We start from the raw sequence: 18490 nt of genomic DNA, 5'->3' as shown, positions 1-18490 counted from the left end.
CCGGCCGGGTCCGGTCAGGCCCAGAGCTGGCCCTGGAGGGCTTCGACGGCTTCTTCCGTGGTCGCGGCGGTGTAGATGCCGGTCGAGAGGTACTTCCAGCCGCCGTCGGCGACGATGAAGACGATGTCGGCGGACTCGCCGTCCCGGACCGCCCTGCGGCCGACGCCGATGGCGGCGTGCAGCGCGGCGCCGGTGGAGATGCCCGCGAAGATGCCTTCCTCGCGCAGGAGTTGGCGGGTGCGGACGACCGCGTCCTCGGAGCCGACCGAGTAGCGGGTGGTGAGCACCGACTCGTCGTAGAGCTCGGGGACGAAGCCCTCGTCGAGGTTGCGCAGCCCGTAGACCAGGTCGTCGTAGCGCGGTTCGGCGGCGACGATCTTCACGTCGGGCTTCCGCTCGCGGAGGTAGCGGCCGGCGCCCATGAGGGTGCCGGTGGTGCCGAGGCCCGCCACGAAGTGGGTGATGGAGGGCAGGTCCTCGAAGATCTCCGGGCCGGTGCCGGCGTAGTGGGCACCGGTGTTGGAGGGGTTGCCGTACTGGTAGAGCATGACCCAGTCCGGGTTCTTCTCCGCGATCTCCTTGGCCATGCGGACCGCGGTGTTGGAGCCGCCCGCGGCCGGGGAGGGGATGATCTCCGCGCCCCACATGGCGAGCAGCTGGCGCCGTTCCTCGGAGGTGTTCTCGGGCATCACGCAGACGATGCGGTAGCCCTTGAGCCGGGCGGCCATGGCGAGCGAGATGCCGGTGTTGCCGGAGGTCGGCTCCAGGATGGTGCAGCCGGGGGTGAGCAGGCCGTCCTTCTCCGCCTGCTCGATCATGTGCAGCGCGGGGCGGTCCTTGATGGAGCCGGTGGGGTTGCGGTCCTCCAGCTTGGCCCAGATGCGGACGTCGTCGGACGGCGAGAGCCGCGGCAGCCGCACCAGGGGGGTGTGGCCGACCGCGGCGAGCGGACTGTCGTACCGCATCAGCGGGTCCGCTTCAGGCGGTGCGTCCGGCCGGCGCGGTCCTGCCCGGCGTGCGCCGAGCCGCCCGCGACGGCGGGGAGGATGGTGACGCTGTCGCCGTCGCTGAGCTTGGTGTTGATGCCGTCGAGGAAGCGGACGTCCTCGTCGTTCAGGTACACATTGACGAACCGGCGCAGGTTGCCGTCGTCGACCAGGCGCTCGCGGATGCCGGTGTGCCGTGCTTCGAGGTCGGTGAAGAGCTCCTCGATGGTGGCGCCGTTGCCCTCGACCGACTTCTGGCCGTCGGTGTAGGTGCGGAGGATGGTCGGGATGCGGACCTGGATGGACATGGGCAGGGTGCTCCTGTCGGGGAGGGGTCGGGGTGCGCGCGGCGGGACAAGGGCAGGGGCGGGTCCCCGGGCCGGTTCGCGGACGGGGACCGTGCCGGGGCGTGATGGTGGGGCCCCGGAGGCTCAGCGGGGACAGATCGCGCTGGCGAGGCGGCACAGATCGACGTGCAGCCGCGCCACGAGCAGCGGGCCCGGGGTCTTGTCGCTCACGCCGTGGACAACCATGAGGGCATCGTATCGATTCCCCGTCCGAGTGCCGGATACGCGTCTCGCAGCGTGGACGGTGCGCTGGACGCCGGGGCCGCCGGAGGGGCTCAGTACGCGGGGACGATCTTCACGTCCTCTTCGGTGATCTCACCCTCGGTGATGCGGAACGACCGGAATTCCGCCGGGCCTTCGCCGTTGCCGCACTCGGCGGTGGAGACCAGGACGTAGTGCGCGCCGGGCTCGTTGGCGTAGGTGACGTCCGTGCGGGAGGGGTACGCCTCGGTCGCGGTGTGGGAGTGGTAGATGACCACCGGCTCCTCGTCGCGGTCGTCCATCTCCCGGTAGAGCTTGAGCAGGTCGGTCGAGTCGAACTCGTAGAACGTGGGAGAGCGGGCCGCGTTCAGCATGGGGATGAAGCGTTCGGGGCGGCCGGAGCCGACCGGGCCGGCGATCACACCGCACGCTTCGTCGGGGTGGTCGGCGCGTGCGTGGGCCACGATCCGGTCGTGGAGATCCTGGGTGATGGTCAGCATGCCTCCTAGGGTATGGCGGCACCCGGGGGCACCGGCAGGGAGGTGTCCTCCTGGTGAGACGGTGCCGGACCACGGAGTGGGACGGTCCGGGGCGGGCCCCGGGACGGAGCCGGGAAGCCCGGGGACGGGGCGCGCGGGCCCGGCGGGGTGATCCCGCTCACGGTGCGGAACCCGGCGGGGCCGGGCCGGTGGCAGAGCCCGGGCACGGCCGGGGGCGGTCAGGCCGTGAGCGTCCCGATCAGGGATTCCTGGAGCCCGCCGAGCCAGAGGTAGGCCATCACCATGGGCTTGCGCGGGTCGCTGTCGGGCAGCCGGTACAGCTCCTGGTCGTCCTCGGTGATCTCCAGCCGGGCGCCGATGGCCAGCCGCAGGTCGTTGAGGGTGCCGAGCCACTGCCGGGTTTCCTCCGGGCCGAGTTCGAGGAGGGCCTCGCCGTCCTCGGGGGCGGGCAGCCGGTCCAGGGCCCGGACGACGCCGAGGGCGTCCTCGCGCTTGCGGGCCCGCAGGTCGTTCTCGGTGTAGCGGCGGAACTCGGCGGCGTACTCGCGGATCTTCTCCTCGTCACCGCCGGGCTCGCGCTCCGGGTCCCCGTAGGCGTCGGGGAAGAGCCGGGCCAGGGCCGGGTCGGACGGGGGGTCGCTGGGGCCGTCGGCGAAGAGGGCGTCCAGCGGGTCGGCCCCGTCGGCGGGCTCGTCGCCCGGGCCGACGAGCTCCAGCAGCTGCACGGCGAGGCTGCGCAGGATGGAGGCCTCGACCGGGTCGAGCGCGACGGCGGCCCCGCCGCCCGGGACGGCTTCGAACATGCCCGGCATCAGCGGTCCCGGCTCAGGGTGGCCCACAGGCCGTAGCCGTGCATGGCCTGGACGTCGCGCTCCATCTCCTCGCGGCTGCCGCTGGAGACGATGGCGCGGCCCTTGTGGTGCACATCGAGCATCAGTTTGCTCGCCTTGTCCTTCGAGTAGCCGAAGTACGCCTGGAAGACGTAGGTCACATAGCTCATGAGGTTGACCGGGTCGTTGTGCACGATCGTCACCCAGGGGACATCGGGCTCGGGCACCTCCGAGGGCGCTCCGCCGGTCTCCGTCTGCTCGATCTCGATGGGGGCGACACTCACAGGGTCCATGCTGCCATCCAGTGGCGTACATCGCACAAACGGACCGGTCCCAGAAATCGTCAAAGTGACGAGATGGGGTTAGCATCGCTGTCATGAACTCAGCAGACCTGGGGCTGCCGGTGGCCGTGCCGTCGACGGCGCTCTTCACCGACCACTACGAACTGACCATGCTGCAGGCCGCACTGCGGGCGGGCACCGCCGGCCGCCGCTCGGTCTTCGAGGTCTTCGCCCGCCGGCTGCCGGAGGGCCGCCGCTACGGGGTCGTCGCCGGCACCGGCCGGGTGCTCGACGCCGTGGAGAACTTCCGCTTCGAGCCCGAGATGCTCGGCTACCTGCGGGAGCGGCGGGTGGTGGACGAGCCGACCCTGGAGTGGCTGGCCGGCTACCGCTTCCGCGGCGACATCAGCGGCTACCGCGAGGGCGACGTGTACTTCCCCGGCTCGCCCGTCCTCCGCGTCGAGGGCAGCTTCGCCGAGGCCGTGCTGCTGGAGACCGTCATCCTGTCGATCCTCAACCACGACTCGGCGGTGGCCGCCGCCGCGTCCCGGATGTCGGTGGCGGCCGGTTCCCGTCCGCTGCTGGAGATGGGCGCCCGGCGCGCCCACGAGCTGGCGGCCGTGGCCGCGTCCCGCGCCGCGTACGCCGGCGGCTTCTCCGCCACCTCCGAACTGGCGGCCGGTTTCCGGTACGGCATCCCGACCGTGGGCACCAGCGCGCACGCCTTCACCCTGCTGCACGACAGCGAACGGGACGCCTTCACCGCCCAGGTCGAGTCCCTGGGCCGGGGCACCACCCTGCTGGTCGACACCTACGACGTGGCCGAGGCCGTCCGGCTGGCCGTCGAGATCGCCGGGCCGGAGCTGGGCGCGGTCCGCATCGACTCCGGCGATCTGCTTCTGGTCGCCCACCGGGTGCGGGCGCAGCTCGACGCCCTGGGCGCGCGGGACACGAAGATCGTGGTGACCAGCGACCTCGACGAGTACGCCATCGCCTCGCTGGCCGCCGCCCCCGTGGACTCGTACGGGGTGGGCACCCGGCTGGTGACCGGCTCCGGCCACCCGACCGCCTCCATGGTCTACAAGCTCGTGGCGCGCGCCGAGTCGGCCGACCCGGCGGCACCCCTGGTGCCGGTGGCGAAGAAGTCGCTGGGCGGCAAGACCTCGATCGGCGGCCGGAAGTGGGCGGCGCGCCGGTACGACGCCGAGGGAACCGCCGAGGCCGAGGTCGTCGGCACCGGCCCGGTGCCCCCGGAGTACGAGGACGGGCTGCTGCAGGTGGAGCTGGTACGGGCCGGCGAGGTGCTGGCCCGGGAGCCGCTGGACACCGTGCGCGACCGCCATCTCGCCGTCCGCGCCCGCCTTCCGCTGTCGGCGATGCAGCTCAGCAGCGGCGAGCCGGTGCTCCCCACCGAGTACGTGTAGCGGGCGGGGACGTGTAGCGCCCGTGCGGCGCGGGTACGGCGGTAGTGCTCCGGGCACACCGCGGATCCCACCGTCCCCGCGCCCGCGGGCGCCCACGCGCCCGGTACGACCCCCGGCGGCAACGACGCCGCCCGCTCCACCCGCCCCACGGCGGGCGCACCCCGGGACCTGACCCGCCCGGGCGGCACCGGGCGGTCCCCGCCCCCTGCCCCACGGGTCCGGACGCCGTCTCCTACCCTGGGTCACGGGACGGTTGTCCGGCCTCCCGCGGAGGTCCGTCCCCGCCGTTCGACCAGCCGAAGGGCCCGCACCATGCACCGTGCACTGATAGTCGTCGATGTACAGAACGACTTCTGCGAGGGCGGAAGCCTCGCGGTCGCCGGCGGCGCCGACGTCGCCGCCGAGATCACCGATCTGGTGGCGGAGTCGACGGCCGGTTACCGCCACATCGTCGCCACCCGCGACCACCACATCGACCCGGGCGGCCACTTCTCCGACAACCCGGACTTCAAGACCTCCTGGCCGGCCCACTGCGTCGCGGGCACCGAGGGCAGCAGCTTCCACCCCAACTTCGCCCCCGCCATCGCCTCCGGCGCCATCGACACCGTCTTCGACAAGGGCGCGCACGCGGCCGCCTACAGCGGCTTCGAGGGCCGGGACGAGAACGGCGTCCCGCTCGCCGACTGGCTGCGCGAGAAGGAGATCGAGGAGGTCGACGTGGTGGGCATCGCCACCGACCACTGCGTCCGCGCCACCGCCCTGGACGCGGCGCGCGAGGGCTTCCGGACCAGAGTGCTGCTGGACCTCACGGCGGGCGTCGCCCCGGACAGCACCGAGCGGGCCCTGGAGGAGCTGCGCGAAGCGGGTGTGGAACTGCAGGGCAAGCCGGTCGTGGGCTGACGGCCGCCTTCCCCTGCGGCACGTGCCGGGACCGGCCGGGGCCCGGTCCGGCGTCCCCGCCCCTCCCCGCCCCCTGCGGCGTACGGGCCGGCGCCCCGCGAGCGCGGTGCCCGGCCGGGAGGGCCGGTGGGCCCGCGGCTCAGGCCGCGGGGCGCATGAGGCTCGCGATGGGGTGCCAGAGCTCCGTGGCGTCGTCGGGCACCGAGCGCCACAGCAGGCCGTCGGGGTGGTGCAGCACGGCGGTGACCTCGTCCGGGGTGGGCGGCTCGGCGTTGCCCCGCAGATGGACGGCGCGCAGCCCGTGGTTCTTCAGCCGGGTCAGGGCCCGGGGCCGGTTCGCCGCGTGGACGAGAACCCGCACCCGGGACGTCTCCACGGCTCCGCGGGGCGCGGGCCGGGGCAGGGAGAGGGCGACGACGACACTGCCGCCCGGGAGTCTGGTGAATCCTCCGCCGGCCATGTCCCTCCCTCCCCCGCGAGGCGCGGGTGTCAATAAGAAGCTCGTCCCCGCATCCTAGACGGCAATCGGCCGCCGCCCGTCACGGGCGGCGGCCGAACCAGCTTTGACCTGCGGTTTTACCCGATTACTTGGTCGAGGGGCCGACCTTCAGGATCATCTTGGAGCCGCTGCGGGTCTCCTTGAGGATCTGGATGCGGGTGTTGGTGTCAGGAACCTTCACCCCGGCGGTCGGGTTGGACTCGTACCAGTACGTCCCCTTGTGGTCGTCGAAGACCCGGACGCCCTTCTTGGCCTTCACCTTGGCCGGCTCCCCGTCCTTGTGGAGGGTGAAGCCGTCCGTCCGGTACAGGCTGAACGGGGAGTCGTACGCCTGGATGCGGTTGCGCATCAGGGTGCCGTCGCTCCACTTCTCCGGGACGGCGTGCGCGTCGACCGGGAGGATCAGGCCCTCACCGGGGTGGACGCCCACGTTGTTGTCGTGCTGCGAGGTGTCCCACAGCCAGACCATCAGGCCGTTCTGGTAGGGGAAGTGCTCCACCCAGTTCGGCCGGTCCGGGAACCCGAAGTTGTACGGGCCGACCTCGAGGGTCTTGTCGTACGAGACGTACTGCCGGTTCTCGGCGATGTAGTACTGCGGGTACTCGTTGGTGAACGACTCGCCGATGCGCTTGAAGCCGTCGGCGGTCCAGCCGTTGTCGCCGTCCTCGGCGTTGTCCGTGAACAGCGTCTCGCCGTCGGCGGTGACGGAGATCGCGTCGGCCGCGAAGCCCATCATCGCCAGGCCGCCGTCCGTCTGGTAGCGGAAGCGGAGGTCGATCTTCTGGCCGGCGTAGGCGTCCAGCGGGTAGACCAGGTCCCGGTACTCGCCGGAGGCGCCGTGCAGGGCCGGCTCGCCGCCGCCGTCGCGCGGGATGGCCTCGCCGTTCGCGGTGCCGTCCAGCGGCTTCCAGTTGGCGCCGCCGTCCGTGGAGACCTCGGCGTAGAGGTAGTCGTAGTCCTTCTCGATGTCCCACCAGCCCTTGAGCTGGAGGGAGGCCGCGGACCTGCCGGTCAGGTCGACCGGGCGGGACAGGGTGTTCTTGAGGTCGTCACCCATGTCGCTCCACCACTGGGTGGCGCCCTCGGCGGGCTTCACCACGGTGGTGGTCTTCGACTTGTCCGGCAGCTCGACCACGAGGGCCTGGGCGTCCTTGGTGTTGTACTCGGCCACGCCCAGCTTGTGGTAGGAGCGCTTCCCCGCCTTGGCCGTGTCGTAGTCCAGCCAGCCGAGCTGCAGCTTGTCCCAGGCGGTCATGTCGCCGGGCAGGTTGCCGATGGACTCCTCGCCGTCGCCCAGCCAGGAGCCGGAGGACATCAGGGACCAGTAGCCGACCGAGGACTCGCCGGTGCCGGAGGTGTCGTACAGGTCCGGCAGGCCGAGGTCGTGGGCGTACTCGTGCGCGAAGACGCCGAGGCCGCCGTTCTCGGGCTGCACGGTGTAGTCGCCGACCCAGACGCCGGTGTCGCCGATCTCCGTGCCGCCGGCCTTGTTGTTCTCCGGGCCGGTCCTGCCCGCGTTGACGCCGTACGCGTACCAGCGGTGCGCCCAGATCGCGTCGCCGCCCTGGACACCGCCGCCCGCGGACTCGTCCTCACCGGCGTGCACGAACTGGAAGTGGTCGATGTAGCCGTCGGGCTCGTTGAAGTCGCCGTCGGCGTCGAAGTCGTAGCGGTCCCAGGTGTCGTACTCGGCGAGCTGGGCCTTGATCTCCTCGGTGGTCTTGCCGGCCGCCTTCTGGTCCGCGGCCCAGGCGGTCACACCGTCGCGCACCGCGTCCCAGACGTTGGCGCAGTTGCTGCTGCCGCAGTAGTTCGAGCCGTAACGGGCCTCGTTCCACTCGACCTTGACCCAGTCGGAGACGGTGCCGTCGACCGAGTAGCGGCCGGAGGACTGCTTCTCGTAGTACTTCTTGAGGGACTCCTCGCCCTTCTCCTCCGAGAAGTAGAGGTCCTGGAAGTGCTCCCGGTCGAAGTCCTCGCGCCACTCGGTGCTGTTGTCCACCGCGCGGTCGGGCTCGGCTATCTCGTTGTGGAGCGGGCCGGGCGTGCCGCCGTACTTGGGGAACGGCTCCTCGGGTCCGTCCGGACCGTCGGGGTCGAACATCGTGGTGTCGTCGACCTTGTCGCCGAACTCGACCAGGATGGTGAAGATCTTGTCGGTCTTCTCGCGGGCCAGCTCGACGTACTTGCCGCGGTCGAGCTTGACGACGCGCGAGGCGCCGCGCTTGGTCGTCCTGGCCTCGCCGGACAGCACCTGCTGGAGGGCGCTCTCCCGCTGCGCCTTCTGGCGCTCGCTGAACGGGCCCTCGAGGTCGTGCTCGACATGGGTCTTGGCGGGCGCAGGGTCCTGGCGCTCGATCGCGCCGGACCGGCCGTCCTCCGCCTCGGCCGCCACGGCCGGCAGGGCGGTCGCGCCCATGGCGGCGACCACGGTGGCCAGAGCCGCGGCTCCGCCGACTCTCCGATGGGTTCTCACTTGGCGCTGTCCTCCCGGGTGTTACCCAGTGCTGCGTCTTCCGCAGGGCATTGGATCCGACTTGACGCAGAAAAGACAGATCTTGACTTGAACACGCCACAGGTGTACGTTCACCGGCTTTTCAAGATCGGTAATCGGACACTTTCCCGGCGCCGACCATGGGCGACATCCGAACAGGCGCACCCGTCTCAGCCCGTGGAACGGGCGATGAATCCGTGCGCCCCCCGTGCACCTGGAGTGAGGGTCAGGTCACGCTTGCGGGAAGTTCCGCTCGGGCAGACAGCATCGTAGAGTCATGAAACGGCGCGAACGCTGCGTTTCTCCCGGGGAGTTGACGACGATACCGGCCCGCCGCCGGTCCCGCCGTCCCGGGGTGCGCGAAGACTCGACCATCCCCCAAGACCCTGTTCCGAGGACGGAATCCGCCATGCCGCGTCCGACTGCCGCACAGCTCGCCTACGGTTCGGCCACCGTCGTCTGCTCGACGATGGTCATGCTGGTGCTCTCCCAGACCCGGTCCGTGGCCGGCATCGCCTCGATCGCCCTCGCCGGGCTGGCACTCGGCCTCTTCGTCGCCGTGACGGTCTCCGGGCCGCGCGCCGTCCCCGCCGCCGCCCGGCGCGCCGTCGACCGGACCCCGTGCCCCGCCGGACGGTCTCCGTCCCGGCCCCCGCGAGCACACGGCGCGGCCCCGGGCCGGCGCCGGTGCCTCCCCGTCCTCCGGCCACCGCTGACCGGAGAGCAGCGAGCCCCCGGACCATGCCCGGGGGCTCCTGAGGGTTCCGGCCGCGACGGCCGGATTCAGCGCGTGGAGACCACCACCGTCTTCGCCGCCTTGTCGTGGAGACACTGCCGGAACGGCTTGTCCCAGGTGCAGAAGAGCACGTTGACCAGCCAGAAGACAAAGCCGATGCACGGCACGAGCTGCGGCAGCGAGTAGACCGCCGCGCGCGTCCAGCCCGGGTTCCCGGCCGGCACCGACCCGTTGGCGACCATCGCCACCCGGATCTTCATCAGCATCTTGCCGACCGTCTGGCCGGACCGGCTCAGCATGAGCCCCTCGTAGACGAAGTAGACCAGCAGAATGGCCAGTTGGACGCCGGTCGACTGCCCCATGTCGTCATCGTCGCCGAAGCCGTAGCCGCCGATCAGCCCGCCCGCCACCAGCCCCACGGGGATGCCGATCAGCAGACCGTCGATGATGCGGGCCAGCAGACGGCGGCCGAGGCTCGCCAGCGGGGGCATCCCGGCCAGCGGATCCGGCCCCCCGTACGGACTGCCGTAGGGGGCGCCGCCGTACGGTCCGCCGGGCGGGGCGCGCCGGGGCCGCCGGGGGCGGGGCGCCGTAACCGCCGGGCGGGGCGGGCCGGGAGGCGGGCCGCCGGGCGGCGGAGACCCGTACGGGCCGCCCCCGGTACGGCGCTGTCCGGGCCGCCGCCCGCGGAGGCGTGGTCCGGCGGCGGTCCGCCCTCCGGCGGGCGCTTGCGGAACGGGTCGTGCTCCGGCGGCTCGCCGGACGGGGACCCCGGCTGATCGCTGTTCATACCCGCCAGTCGACCGCGACGGCGTGGAGCGCGCAGCCCGGGGCGGGCTGTCCGGGGTAGCGGGCGCCCGGTCAGCCGCCGGACGCCACGAAGGTGCGGGCCGCCTTGTCGTGCCAGCACTGCCGCCAGGGCCGGTCGACGAAGCACCACAGCACGTTGACGACGCCGACCACCAGCAGCCCGAGCAGGCTGTAGACCAGCCAGCGGCGGAGCGACTCCGCGAACGACGGGTTCTCGTGCGACTCGATGCCCATGACCCGCACCCCGCACAGCCGCTTGCCGAGCGTCCGGCCCCAGCGGGCGGTGGGCAGCACCTCGTAGACGGCGCCGAGGAGCAGCAGCGCCGCGAGGAACATGCCGAGGTAGCCGGCCGTGGTGGCGTCGAGCAGCCAGACGGTGACGGTCTCACCGGTGAGCTCGGCGTTCTCGATCTTGGCGTCGATGTGGTCGGCCGTGCGCACGCCCAGCGGCACCGCGGCGGCCGACAGCAGCGCGCCGAGGACGGCCGTGTCGATCAGCCGGGCGAGGAGGCGGCGCCCGAGCCCGGCCGGGCGGGCCGCCGTCTGCGCGCGGACGGCGGCCAGGAAGGGGTCCTCGACCGGGGGCCGCCAGGGGGTGACCGTGCCCTCGTCCGCTGCCGCGGCGGGGCCGCCGGGCTGCGCCAGCCGCTGCACCTGCTGCGGCCAGGAGGCCGCCGGTCCGGCGGGCCGGCCGGCGGCGGGCTGCTGCGACGGCACGGCACCGGCGGCCGGCGCGGGCTGCGGCGAGGCGGTGGGGACGGCTGCCCGGGGCGGGGTCGGGGAGTGCGGGGCGCTGTACCGGGCCTTCGGGCCCGGGCGTCCGGCGCTGCGGGCCCTGGGGGTCCGGACCGTGGGGCTTCGGCCCCTGAGGGGCCGGGCCGGGCGCGGGGCCGCCGGGTGTGGGCACCGGCGGGCCGCTGCCGTCCACCGGGGCCGGCGGGCCGCGGGGGCTGCGCGGCCGCGGCTCCGGCTCCGGGCGGGCCGGGGTGCCCTCACCGGCGGGGCGCGGCACGGCGCCCGCCCGGGGATCGGCACCCGCTGCCGGAGCGCCGGGGCCTGTCCGCCGCCCTGGTCCGGGACGCGTCCGGGCGCCGGGCGGTCGTCACGCTCGCCCGGGGCGGCGGCCGGGGCTCCCTGCGCCGCGCGGGGGTCCGCCGGGCCGGGGTGCGGGAGCGGCGGCGGGGCCGCTCGCCCGGAGCGTCATGGTGCCCTCGCGGGCGGCGGTGGCCGAGGGCGGGCCGCCGGCCTCGTCGCCCCGGCGGGGGCCGTGCCGGGTCCGGAACGGCCGGGTCCCAGACCGAGGGTGGGCCCTCCGGTGCCGGGGCGGCGTGCGTCGGGCCCCGGCCGGAACCGAGGCCGAGGGTGGGGCCGCCGCTCGGCTCCGGGCCCCGGGGGCGGAAGCGGCCGGGGCGGTGTCCGGAGCGGCGGCGCGGGGATCGCCGCCGGTGCCCCGGGGCCCGTCCGCCTCCTCCCGGCCGCCGGGCCGCCGGGTGTCACCGGGCGCGGACCGGTCCCCGGCCCCGGCTCCGGCGCGGGACCGGGGCGGACTCCTCGCGGGTGCCGCGCCCGGTCCGTCCTCCCCGGCGCTCCCGCGGCGGCGGCCCCGGCGATCTCGTCGAAGTACATCGGGCCGGTGCTGTCCTGGGCGGGCACGGAGTTGCTGCCACCGGACGGGGCCGCGGAGGACGGCGGGGGGAGGACGGGGACGCGGCGGGAGCCGCGGGACCGCCGCGGACGGTCGGGGGCGGCTCCCGGCGGCGGGGCGGGCATCGCGTCCCCTCGCCCGGGGCCGGACGGCTCGTGCCCGGCACCCAGGAGGCGCCGTTCCAGTACCGGATGTAGCCCGGGATGGACGGGTCGGGGTAGTAGCCCGGGGCGGGGCCGCCGTCGGCGGATCCTGAGGTTGGGGCGCTCATTGTCCGTGGTCCCGTATCTGCTCGGCCGTCTGTGCGGTGGCTCTCCGCGGCGGGCGCGGAGTGGTGTACGTCGCCCCGGGACCGCCCGTTCACGACCCGGGCCCGGTGCGGTGTCCACATGTACCAGAACGGGAGGCCTGCCGGGCGAGTCCCGGGGTACGCACCACTTTCGCGTATGTGTGTGCGCGAGAGACCGGCACATCCGGTGAGGATCTCCGAGAGTTTTCCGGGAAGCCGCGTACTGAACGGTGAGAACGGGCTTCCGCTCCGTGCGGCCCGCGCCCGGCCGCCGCACCGAAGGGAAAGGACGGCAGTTCAATGCACACCGTGGTGGAGAGAGAACTGGAACTCGGCCTGCTGCTCACACCGGAGCGCAGCATCCCCGTGCCCGCCCGGCTGGTCTACCGCACGGACGATCCGTACGCGGTCCACATCACCTTCCACATCGGCTCCGAGGCGCCCGTCCACTGGACGTTCGCGCGGGAGCTGCTGGTGGAGGGGGTCTTTCGGCCGGTCGGCGAGGGCGATGTGCGGATCCGGCCGGGGAGGGCCGACGGGCACGCGGTGATCCGCCTGGCCCTGCGCTCCCCCGACGGGGAGGCGCTGCTGCAGGCTCCCGCGGCGCCGGTGTCCGCCTGGCTGGAGCGGACCCTGCGGCTGGTGGAGCCGGGAAAGGAGCTCGAACAGGTGGCGTTCGACGAGGCGTTGAGCGAGCTGCTGGCGGTGGCGCCGTCCGACGAGAGCTCCGACGGGGCGGCGTGACCGGCCCCGGCGGCCGCCCCTCCCGTCCGCGCATGCTCGCGCCCCGGCGCACGGGCTCGCACCCCCGTGCGCTCCCCCGTGCGCTCCCGCGTGACCGGCCCCGCGGGAGCCGTGCGGGCGCCGTCAGAACAGCTTGCCGGGGTTGAGCAGACCGAGCGGGTCGAACAACTCCTTGATCCCGCGCTGGAGTTCCAGCCCCACGGGGCCGATCTCCCGGGCGAGCCACTCCTTCTTGAGGACACCGACCCCGTGTTCGCCGGTGATCGTGCCGCCCAGCTCCAGTCCGAGGGCCATGATCTCGTCGAAGGAGGCGAGGGCGCGGCGGGACTCGTCGGCGTCCTGCGGGTCGAAGCAGACGACCGGGTGGGTGTTGCCGTCCCCCGCGTGCGCGCACACCCCGATGACGAGATCGTGCTTCGCGGCGACGGCCGCGGTGCCCTCCAGCATGTCGGCGAGCCGGGCGCGGGGCACGCAGACGTCGTCGATCATCGTCGCGGAGCGGATGGACTCCAGGGCGTGGATGGCCAGGCGCCGGGCCTTGAGCAGCAGTTCGGACTCGGCCGCGTCGGAGGCGGGGACGACCTCCGTGGCCCCGGCCGCGGCGCAGAGTCCGGCCACGGCGGCGAGGTCGGCCGCCGGGTCGGGGGTGTCGAAGCCGGCCAGCAGCAGGGCCTCGGTGGACTCCGGGAGGCCCATGTTCGCCAGTTTGTTGACGGCCCGGAGCGTGGTGCGGTCCATGAGCTCCAGCAGCGCGGGGGTGTGCCCGTCCTCCATGATCCGGCAGACGGCGTCACCGGCGGCCGCAGCGGAGGGGAACTCGGCGGCGAGGACGAGCTGCCGCGGCGGGTGCGGCTTGAGCGCGAGCACGGCCCGGACGACGATGCCGAGGCTGCCCTCGGAGCCGACGAAGAGCCGGGTCAGGTCGTAGCCGGCGACGCCCTTGGCGGTGGAGCGCCCGGTGCGGAGCAGCCGGCCGTCGGCGAGGACGACGTCCAGGCCGAGGACGTACTCGGCGGTGACGCCGTACTTGACGCAGCACAGCCCCCCGGCGCCGGTGCCGATGTTGCCGCCGATGGTGCACATCTCCCAGCTGGAGGGATCCGGCGGGTAGTACAGGCCCCGTTCGGCGACGGCGCGGGAGAGCACGGCGTTGATCACGCCGGGTTCGACGACGGCGGTCCGTTCGACGGGGTCGATCGCCAGGATGCGGTCCATCCTGACCAGGGAGAGGACGATGCAGCCGTCCGTGGCGTTGGCGGCGCCGGAGAGCCCGGAGCGGCCGCCCTGGGGGACGACGGGGACGCGCAGTTCGGTCGCGGTGCGCATCACGTGCCGCACCTGTTCGACGGTCCGGGGCAGGACGACCACGGCCGGGGTGCCGGCGGGGCAGAAGCTCGCGTGGTCATGGGCGTATCCGGCGGTGACATCCGGGTCGGTGACGAGGGCCTCGTCCGGCAGTCCTCCGCGCAGGCGTTCGATCAGGCGGCTCATGGGCACAGGGTGGCAGCCGGCCGTCCGCCTGGGAAGATCCGCGGACGGCCGGGTGCGGGGCCGGCAGGGGGCCGGGCGGCGGCGCGGTGCCGCCCGGCCCGGAGGCGGCGCGGCCCGGCCCGGCCCGGCCGCGCCCCCGGTCTCAGAGGTTGCCGCGCTTGGCCTGCTCCCGCTCGATCGCCTCGAAGAGCGCCTTGAAGTTGCCCTTGCCGAAGCCCATGGAGCCGTGGCGCTCGATCATCTCGAAGAAGACCGTCGGGCGGTCCTGGACCGGCTTGGTGAAGATCTGCAGCAGGTAGCCGTCCTCGTCCCGGTCCACCAGGATCTTCAGCTCGCGCAGGACATCCACGGGCACGCGGGTCTCGCCGGCCCACTCGCCGAGGGTGTCGTAGTACGAGTCGGGGGTGTCGAGGAACTCCACCCCGGCGGCCCGCATGGCCCGCACGGTGGCCACGATGTCGTTGGTGGCCAGGGCGATGTGCTGGACGCCCGCGCCGCCGTAGAACTCCAGATACTCGTCGATCTGCGACTTCTTCTTGGCGACGGCCGGCTCGTTGATCGGGAACTTCACCTTGAGGGTGCCGTCGGCCACGACCTTCGACATCAGGGCGGAGTACTCGGTGGCGATGTCGTCGCCCACGAACTCCTTCATGTTCGTGAAGCCCATGACGGTGTTGTAGAACGCCACCCAGTCGTTCATCTTCCCGAGTTCGACGTTGCCGACGCAGTGGTCGATGGCCTGGAAGAGGCGCTTGGCCGGGGGTTCGACGATCGGGCCGGCGGCCACGAACCCCGGGAGGTAGGGGCCGGTGTAGTCCACGCGCTGCACGAGGGTGTGCCGGGTCTCGCCGTAGGTGGCGATGGCGGCGAGGACGACGGTGCCGTGCTCGTCGCTCACCTCGTGCGGCTCCTCCAGGCCGGTGGCGCCGTGGCCGACGGCGTAGGCGTAGGCGGCGCGCACGTCCGGGACCTCCAGGGCGAGGTCGATCACGCCGTCCCCGTGGGCGGCCACGTGCTCCGCCAGGAAGCGGCCGCGCTCGGTGGCGGGCTTGATGACGCTGGTGAAGACGAAGCGGGCGCCGCCGGACTCCAGGACGTAACTCGCGGTCTCGCGGCAGCCGTTCTCCGGTCCGGAGTAGGCCACGCGCTTCATGCCGAAGGCGGTCGAGTAGTAGTGGGCGGCCTGCTTGGCATTGCCGACGGCGAAGACGACGGCGTGCATCCCTTTCACGGGGAAGGGGTCGGCCTGCCGGGCCGTGTCAGGGGTCTGGTTCATCGTCTCAGTCATGCGCTCAGCGTCTCCGCGACCCACAAGGTGCGCAATAGTTCCCGATCCCACTGGACAACCCGACCAGCATCAGAGCGATAATGCCGGACCATCTGTACAGGATGACCATCGAAGCGGACGGCGACGGGAACGGAGCGGGCGGGCCATGGGAATCGACGCGCTGGACGGACGGCTGCTCGAACTGCTCGCCGAGGAGCCGCGGATCGGCGTCCTGGAGGCCTCGCGCCGGCTGGGCGTCGCCCGGGGCACGGTGCAGGCGCGGCTCGACCGGCTGCGGGCCGGCGGCGTGATCCGCGGCTTCGGACCGGACGTGGACCCGGCGGCGCTCGGCTATCCCGTGACCGCCTTCGCGACCCTGGAGATCAAGCAGGGCGAGGGAGCGGAGGTGCGGGCGCATCTGGCGCGGGTGCCGGAGGTGCTGGAGCTGCATACGACGACCGGGGAGGGCGACATGCTCTGCCGGCTGGTGGCCCGCTCCAACGCGGACCTGCAGCGGGTGATCGACCTGGTGGTGGGCTACGAGGGCATCGTGCGGGCCTCCACGACGATCGTCATGGAGAACCCGGTGCCGCTGCGGATCATCCCGCTGGTACGGCAGGCGGCCGCGGACCGGGGCTGAGACCGGGCGGCCGCCGGGCCGGCCGGGTCAGCAGTGCGGGACCCGGCCGCCGCGTTCCAGGGCCGTGAGCGCCTTCACGGCACCCTCCAGGCTCGTCACCGGGATCAGCCGAAGTCCCTCGGGCAGTTCCGCGCGGGCGTCCCCGCACTCCTCCGCCGGCACCAGGAAGACCGTCGCCCCGTCCCGCTTGGCGGCCCGGGTCTTGAGCGGTACGCCACCGACCGGGCCGACCCGGCCGTCCGCGGTGATCGTGCCGGTGCCGGCGATCGTGCGGCCGCCGGTCAGATCGCCGCCGCGGCCGTCGCCGTCGAGCTTGTCGACGATGCCCAGCGCGAACATCAGACCGGCGCTCGGGCCCCCGACGTCCGCCAGCCGCAGCGTCACCTTCACGTTCTTCGGGGAGCGGCCGAGGTGTTCCAGGGCGGCGGCCGTGGCCGTGTCCTGGGACTCCCGCATCTCGGCCCGGTTGTACTCCTCGATCTCGTCGGTGTTCTCACCGACCGGGTAGACGGAGTCGCGCGGCATGACCGCCCGGTCCGCGCGGAACCAGCCGTCCACGACGTCGTCGAGGCCGACCGCCGCGTCCGGGCCCGTCGCGGCGATCGTCGTCATCCGCAGCTCACCGGTGGTCTTCCGGGGCTCGGCACCGGAGATGGTGATCACCTGCTCGCCCTTCTTCGAGCCGAGCACGTCCGCGGTCAGGCCCGGCTCCGCGAGACTGAACGGCAGCGGGGCGAACACCGCCACCGCCAGCAGGGCGGCGACGGGCACCGCGCAGGCGGCGAGGACGCGGGAGCGGCGGGTGAGAGCGACGGGCATGGGGGTGAATCTAGTGGACGGCGGGCGGCCGGGCCCGCCCGGCTGCCGAGAGCCGCACCGGGCCGAGGGCGCGGCACGTCAGCGCGCGGACGCGCGGCACGGAGGCGCACAGACGTGCGGCGGGTCCGGGCACCGGCCCGGACCCGCCGCGTCACACCGTCCGTGCGCGCCGCACACTGCCCGTGCGCGCCGTCGCACACGCGCGCCATCGCACACGCGCGCTGTCGCACACGCTCCCGCCGTGCTCAGCGCAGGGCGTCGGAGACCTCCCGGGCCGCGTCCGCGACCCGCGGGCCGACCCGCTCCGGCACCGAGTCGGCGAGCATCACCACACCGACGCTGCCCTCCACCCCCGTCACCCCGAGCAGCGGGGCGGCGACCCCGCTCGCGCCCGCCTGGAGTTCTCCGTGCGTGAGCGAGAAACCGGGGTCGGTGCCCGGATTCTGCCGGGCGGCGAGGATGGCCCTCCCCGCCGCGCCCTGTTCCAGGGGATGACGGAACCCGGCCCGGTAGGCCACGTGGTAATCCGTCCAGGTCGGTTCGACCACCGCCACGGCCAGGGCGTCATTGCCGTCGACCAGGGTCAGATGGGCGGTTGCCCCGATGTCCTCGGCGAGGGAGCGCAGCGCGGGCAGCGCGGCCTCCCGTACGAGTGGATGCACCTGGCGGCCCAGGCGCAGTACGCCCAGACCGACCCGCGCACGGCCGCCGAGGTCCCGGCGGACGAGCGCGTGCTGCTCCAGTGTCGCGAGGAGCCGGTAGACCACGGTCCGGTTGACGCCGAGCTTGTTGGACAGCTCGGTCACGGTGAGTCCGTGGTCGGTATCGGCGAGCAATTTGAGGACTCTCAGTCCTCGGTCGAGCGTTTGAGACGTCTCCGCGGTCACGACGCCCCCTCCTCGGGTGAGTGGCGGCGGCTTCTCACGGCAGGTGCGATGCCGGTCCCAGCGGCAGCGCGCGGAGAGGCCGCCGGTCGCTTGGCACCGGCTTGCACCATGGCGGGGTTGCCACGGCACGTCTGAGTGAGCGGAACGCTACTGACCTGTCCCGCTCAGCGGAAGAGGCCGTCCAGAATCCGGGCACTCCCGTACCCATTTATCCGCTTCCGGACCGGCCCGGAGCACGGACCGGAGCACGGCCGGCCCCGCGGAGGGCATTCGCCGCCCGTCCGGCGGAAACCCGGATCACCGGCCCTCCGGAGCCGGCGGGCCCCGCGCGGCCGGCCGGGCCGCGGAGGCGGGACACCGGTGGAGGGATGCGGCCATGGGCGTGCTCGCCAGGAACAACGCCATCGTGACCGGGCGTTCCGACGGACCCGTGGTGATGCTCGCCCACGGCTTCGGCTGCGACCAGAACCTGTGGCGTCTGGTGGCACCGCGGATCGCCGAGCACTGCCGGGTCGTCCTCTTCGACCGTGTGGGATCCGGACGATCCGATCCGGCCGCGTGGAGCGAGAAGCGCTACTCCTTCCTGGACGGCTACACGGAGGACGTGCTGGAGATCTGCCGCGAACCGGAGCTGCGGCAGGTCGTGTTCGTGGGGCACTCGGTGAGCCGCAGCCGGCCTGACCGAAGCGGGCTCCGCCCG

19 protein-coding genes and 1 pseudogene are annotated in these 18490 nt (G+C 73.2%); 5 read left to right on the top strand and 15 right to left on the bottom strand.

From position 1 onward, the window contains the following. Positions 1–14: 14 nt before the first annotated feature. The 6 genes from E4N63_RS20265 to clpS form a co-directional block, all read right to left on the bottom strand. The gene (locus E4N63_RS20265) at positions 15–965 is read right to left on the bottom strand and encodes a PLP-dependent cysteine synthase family protein (RefSeq protein ID WP_125624423.1); all 951 of its coding nucleotides are present in this window, start codon (positions 963–965) and stop codon (positions 15–17) included. Further along, complete coding sequence (locus E4N63_RS20260) at positions 965–1294, bottom strand: MoaD/ThiS family protein (RefSeq protein WP_125624424.1); 330 nt, start codon at positions 1292–1294, stop codon at positions 965–967. The genes E4N63_RS20265 and E4N63_RS20260 overlap by 1 nt, the downstream gene beginning before the upstream one ends. A 123-nt stretch (positions 1295–1417) precedes the next feature. Next, a complete protein-coding gene (locus E4N63_RS31555; RefSeq protein WP_019711586.1) occupies positions 1418–1519 on the bottom strand; it encodes a putative leader peptide in 102 nt (33 codons plus the stop codon). Positions 1520–1608: 89 nt separating this feature from the next. Continuing rightward, positions 1609–2034, bottom strand: coding sequence for a Mov34/MPN/PAD-1 family protein (locus tag E4N63_RS20255; protein ID WP_019711587.1), 426 nt, complete (start codon positions 2032–2034; stop codon positions 1609–1611). Positions 2035–2252: 218 nt separating this feature from the next. Then, positions 2253–2846, bottom strand: coding sequence for a DUF2017 domain-containing protein (locus E4N63_RS20250; RefSeq protein WP_230241365.1), 594 nt, complete (start codon positions 2844–2846; stop codon positions 2253–2255). Next, a complete protein-coding gene (gene clpS, locus E4N63_RS20245; RefSeq protein ID WP_125624426.1) occupies positions 2846–3157 on the bottom strand; it encodes an ATP-dependent Clp protease adapter ClpS in 312 nt (103 codons plus the stop codon). Before clpS ends, E4N63_RS20250 begins: the two co-directional genes overlap by 1 nt. An 83-nt stretch (positions 3158–3240) precedes the next feature. Here clpS and E4N63_RS20240 point away from each other — a divergent pair, with 83 nt between their 5' ends. Then, positions 3241–4569, top strand: a complete 1329-nt coding sequence (locus tag E4N63_RS20240; RefSeq protein ID WP_125624427.1) for a nicotinate phosphoribosyltransferase — start codon at positions 3241–3243, stop codon at positions 4567–4569. A 312-nt stretch (positions 4570–4881) separates the two neighbouring features. Continuing rightward, on the top strand, positions 4882–5469 hold the full coding sequence (locus tag E4N63_RS20235; RefSeq protein WP_043471157.1) for an isochorismatase family protein: 588 nt from the start codon (positions 4882–4884) through the stop codon (positions 5467–5469). A 139-nt stretch (positions 5470–5608) separates the two neighbouring features. Here the strand turns inward: E4N63_RS20235 and E4N63_RS20230 are convergent, their stop codons facing one another. From E4N63_RS20230 to E4N63_RS20205, 5 genes are all read right to left on the bottom strand, one after another. Then, entirely contained in the window at positions 5609–5929 is a 321-nt protein-coding gene (locus E4N63_RS20230) for a hypothetical protein (RefSeq protein WP_125624428.1), read from the bottom strand. A gap of 124 nt (positions 5930–6053) precedes the next feature. Beyond that, positions 6054–8444 carry an immune inhibitor A domain-containing protein gene (locus tag E4N63_RS20225; protein WP_374112804.1) on the bottom strand — a complete coding sequence of 797 codons (2391 nt, stop codon included), beginning with the start codon at positions 8442–8444 and terminating at the stop codon, positions 6054–6056. Between the two features lie 801 nt (positions 8445–9245). Further along, positions 9246–9689 carry an RDD family protein gene (locus E4N63_RS20215; RefSeq protein WP_230241364.1) on the bottom strand — a complete coding sequence of 148 codons (444 nt, stop codon included), beginning with the start codon at positions 9687–9689 and terminating at the stop codon, positions 9246–9248. A gap of 370 nt (positions 9690–10059) precedes the next feature. Continuing rightward, positions 10060–10725, bottom strand: coding sequence for an RDD family protein (locus E4N63_RS31205; protein WP_230241363.1), 666 nt, complete (start codon positions 10723–10725; stop codon positions 10060–10062). A 776-nt stretch (positions 10726–11501) separates the two neighbouring features. Beyond that, positions 11502–11924: a DUF2510 domain-containing protein gene (locus E4N63_RS20205; RefSeq protein WP_230241362.1), complete on the bottom strand. Its 423-nt coding sequence runs from the start codon at positions 11922–11924 to the stop codon at positions 11502–11504. Positions 11925–12242: 318 nt separating this feature from the next. On the opposite strand from E4N63_RS20205, the gene E4N63_RS20200 reads away from it, so the two are divergent. Then, entirely contained in the window at positions 12243–12686 is a 444-nt protein-coding gene (locus E4N63_RS20200) for an SsgA family sporulation/cell division regulator (protein ID WP_125626010.1), read from the top strand. Positions 12687–12809: 123 nt separating this feature from the next. Here E4N63_RS20200 and E4N63_RS20195 read toward each other — a convergent pair whose 3' ends face one another. Together E4N63_RS20195 and hppD are read right to left on the bottom strand one after the other, a co-directional pair. Then, positions 12810–14177, bottom strand: coding sequence for an FAD-binding oxidoreductase (locus E4N63_RS20195; RefSeq protein WP_230241361.1), 1368 nt, complete (start codon positions 14175–14177; stop codon positions 12810–12812). 142 nt (positions 14178–14319) lie between these two features. Then, complete coding sequence (gene hppD, locus E4N63_RS20190; protein ID WP_125626008.1) at positions 14320–15465, bottom strand: 4-hydroxyphenylpyruvate dioxygenase; 1146 nt, start codon at positions 15463–15465, stop codon at positions 14320–14322. Positions 15466–15610: 145 nt separating this feature from the next. Here hppD and E4N63_RS20185 point away from each other — a divergent pair, with 145 nt between their 5' ends. Then, a complete protein-coding gene (locus E4N63_RS20185) occupies positions 15611–16084 on the top strand; it encodes an Lrp/AsnC family transcriptional regulator (RefSeq protein ID WP_125626007.1) in 474 nt (157 codons plus the stop codon). A 27-nt stretch (positions 16085–16111) separates the two neighbouring features. Here the strand turns inward: E4N63_RS20185 and E4N63_RS20180 are convergent, their stop codons facing one another. Together E4N63_RS20180 and E4N63_RS20175 are read right to left on the bottom strand one after the other, a co-directional pair. After that, positions 16112–16903 (bottom strand): S16 family serine protease, encoded by a 792-nt coding sequence (locus E4N63_RS20180; protein ID WP_230241360.1) that lies wholly within the window; start codon positions 16901–16903, stop codon positions 16112–16114. Between the two features lie 245 nt (positions 16904–17148). Beyond that, the gene (locus tag E4N63_RS20175; RefSeq protein WP_030547190.1) at positions 17149–17790 is read right to left on the bottom strand and encodes an IclR family transcriptional regulator; all 642 of its coding nucleotides are present in this window, start codon (positions 17788–17790) and stop codon (positions 17149–17151) included. Between the two features lie 376 nt (positions 17791–18166). Between E4N63_RS20175 and E4N63_RS20170 the strand changes: the two are divergent. Next, positions 18167–18457 (top strand): annotated as a pseudogene (locus tag E4N63_RS20170) (alpha/beta fold hydrolase); the annotation flags it as partial. Positions 18458–18490 lie beyond the last annotated feature (33 nt).

This window comes from Streptomyces sp. MNU89 (genome assembly GCF_020982505.1).
Lineage (GTDB): Bacteria > Actinomycetota > Actinomycetes > Streptomycetales > Streptomycetaceae > Streptomyces > Streptomyces xinghaiensis.
This window is presented reverse-complemented; position numbering and strand designations above follow the sequence as displayed.

Bases quoted from the DNA above. Each gene is read 5' to 3' on its own strand.
- E4N63_RS20205 (WP_230241362.1), bottom strand. From the start codon at position 11,924: ATGAGCGCCCCAACCTCAGGATCCGCCGACGGCGGCCCCGCCCCGGGC.
- E4N63_RS20260 (WP_125624424.1), bottom strand. From the start codon at position 1,294: ATGTCCATCCAGGTCCGCATCCCGACCATCCTCCGCACCTACACCGAC.
- E4N63_RS20230 (WP_125624428.1), bottom strand. From the start codon at position 5,929: ATGGCCGGCGGAGGATTCACCAGACTCCCGGGCGGCAGTGTCGTCGTC.
- E4N63_RS20200 (WP_125626010.1), top strand. From the start codon at position 12,243: ATGCACACCGTGGTGGAGAGAGAACTGGAACTCGGCCTGCTGCTCACA.
- E4N63_RS20215 (WP_230241364.1), bottom strand. From the start codon at position 9,689: ATGCCCCCGCTGGCGAGCCTCGGCCGCCGTCTGCTGGCCCGCATCATC.
- E4N63_RS31555 (WP_019711586.1), bottom strand. From the start codon at position 1,519: ATGGTTGTCCACGGCGTGAGCGACAAGACCCCGGGCCCGCTGCTCGTG.
- E4N63_RS20255 (WP_019711587.1), bottom strand. From the start codon at position 2,034: ATGCTGACCATCACCCAGGATCTCCACGACCGGATCGTGGCCCACGCA.
- E4N63_RS20250 (WP_230241365.1), bottom strand. From the start codon at position 2,846: ATGCCGGGCATGTTCGAAGCCGTCCCGGGCGGCGGGGCCGCCGTCGCG.
- E4N63_RS20240 (WP_125624427.1), top strand. From the start codon at position 3,241: ATGAACTCAGCAGACCTGGGGCTGCCGGTGGCCGTGCCGTCGACGGCG.
- E4N63_RS20235 (WP_043471157.1), top strand. From the start codon at position 4,882: ATGCACCGTGCACTGATAGTCGTCGATGTACAGAACGACTTCTGCGAG.
- E4N63_RS20180 (WP_230241360.1), bottom strand. From the start codon at position 16,903: ATGCCCGTCGCTCTCACCCGCCGCTCCCGCGTCCTCGCCGCCTGCGCG.
- E4N63_RS20195 (WP_230241361.1), bottom strand. From the start codon at position 14,177: ATGAGCCGCCTGATCGAACGCCTGCGCGGAGGACTGCCGGACGAGGCC.
- clpS (WP_125624426.1), bottom strand. From the start codon at position 3,157: ATGGACCCTGTGAGTGTCGCCCCCATCGAGATCGAGCAGACGGAGACC.
- E4N63_RS20185 (WP_125626007.1), top strand. From the start codon at position 15,611: ATGGGAATCGACGCGCTGGACGGACGGCTGCTCGAACTGCTCGCCGAG.
- E4N63_RS20265 (WP_125624423.1), bottom strand. From the start codon at position 965: ATGCGGTACGACAGTCCGCTCGCCGCGGTCGGCCACACCCCCCTGGTG.
- hppD (WP_125626008.1), bottom strand. From the start codon at position 15,465: ATGACTGAGACGATGAACCAGACCCCTGACACGGCCCGGCAGGCCGAC.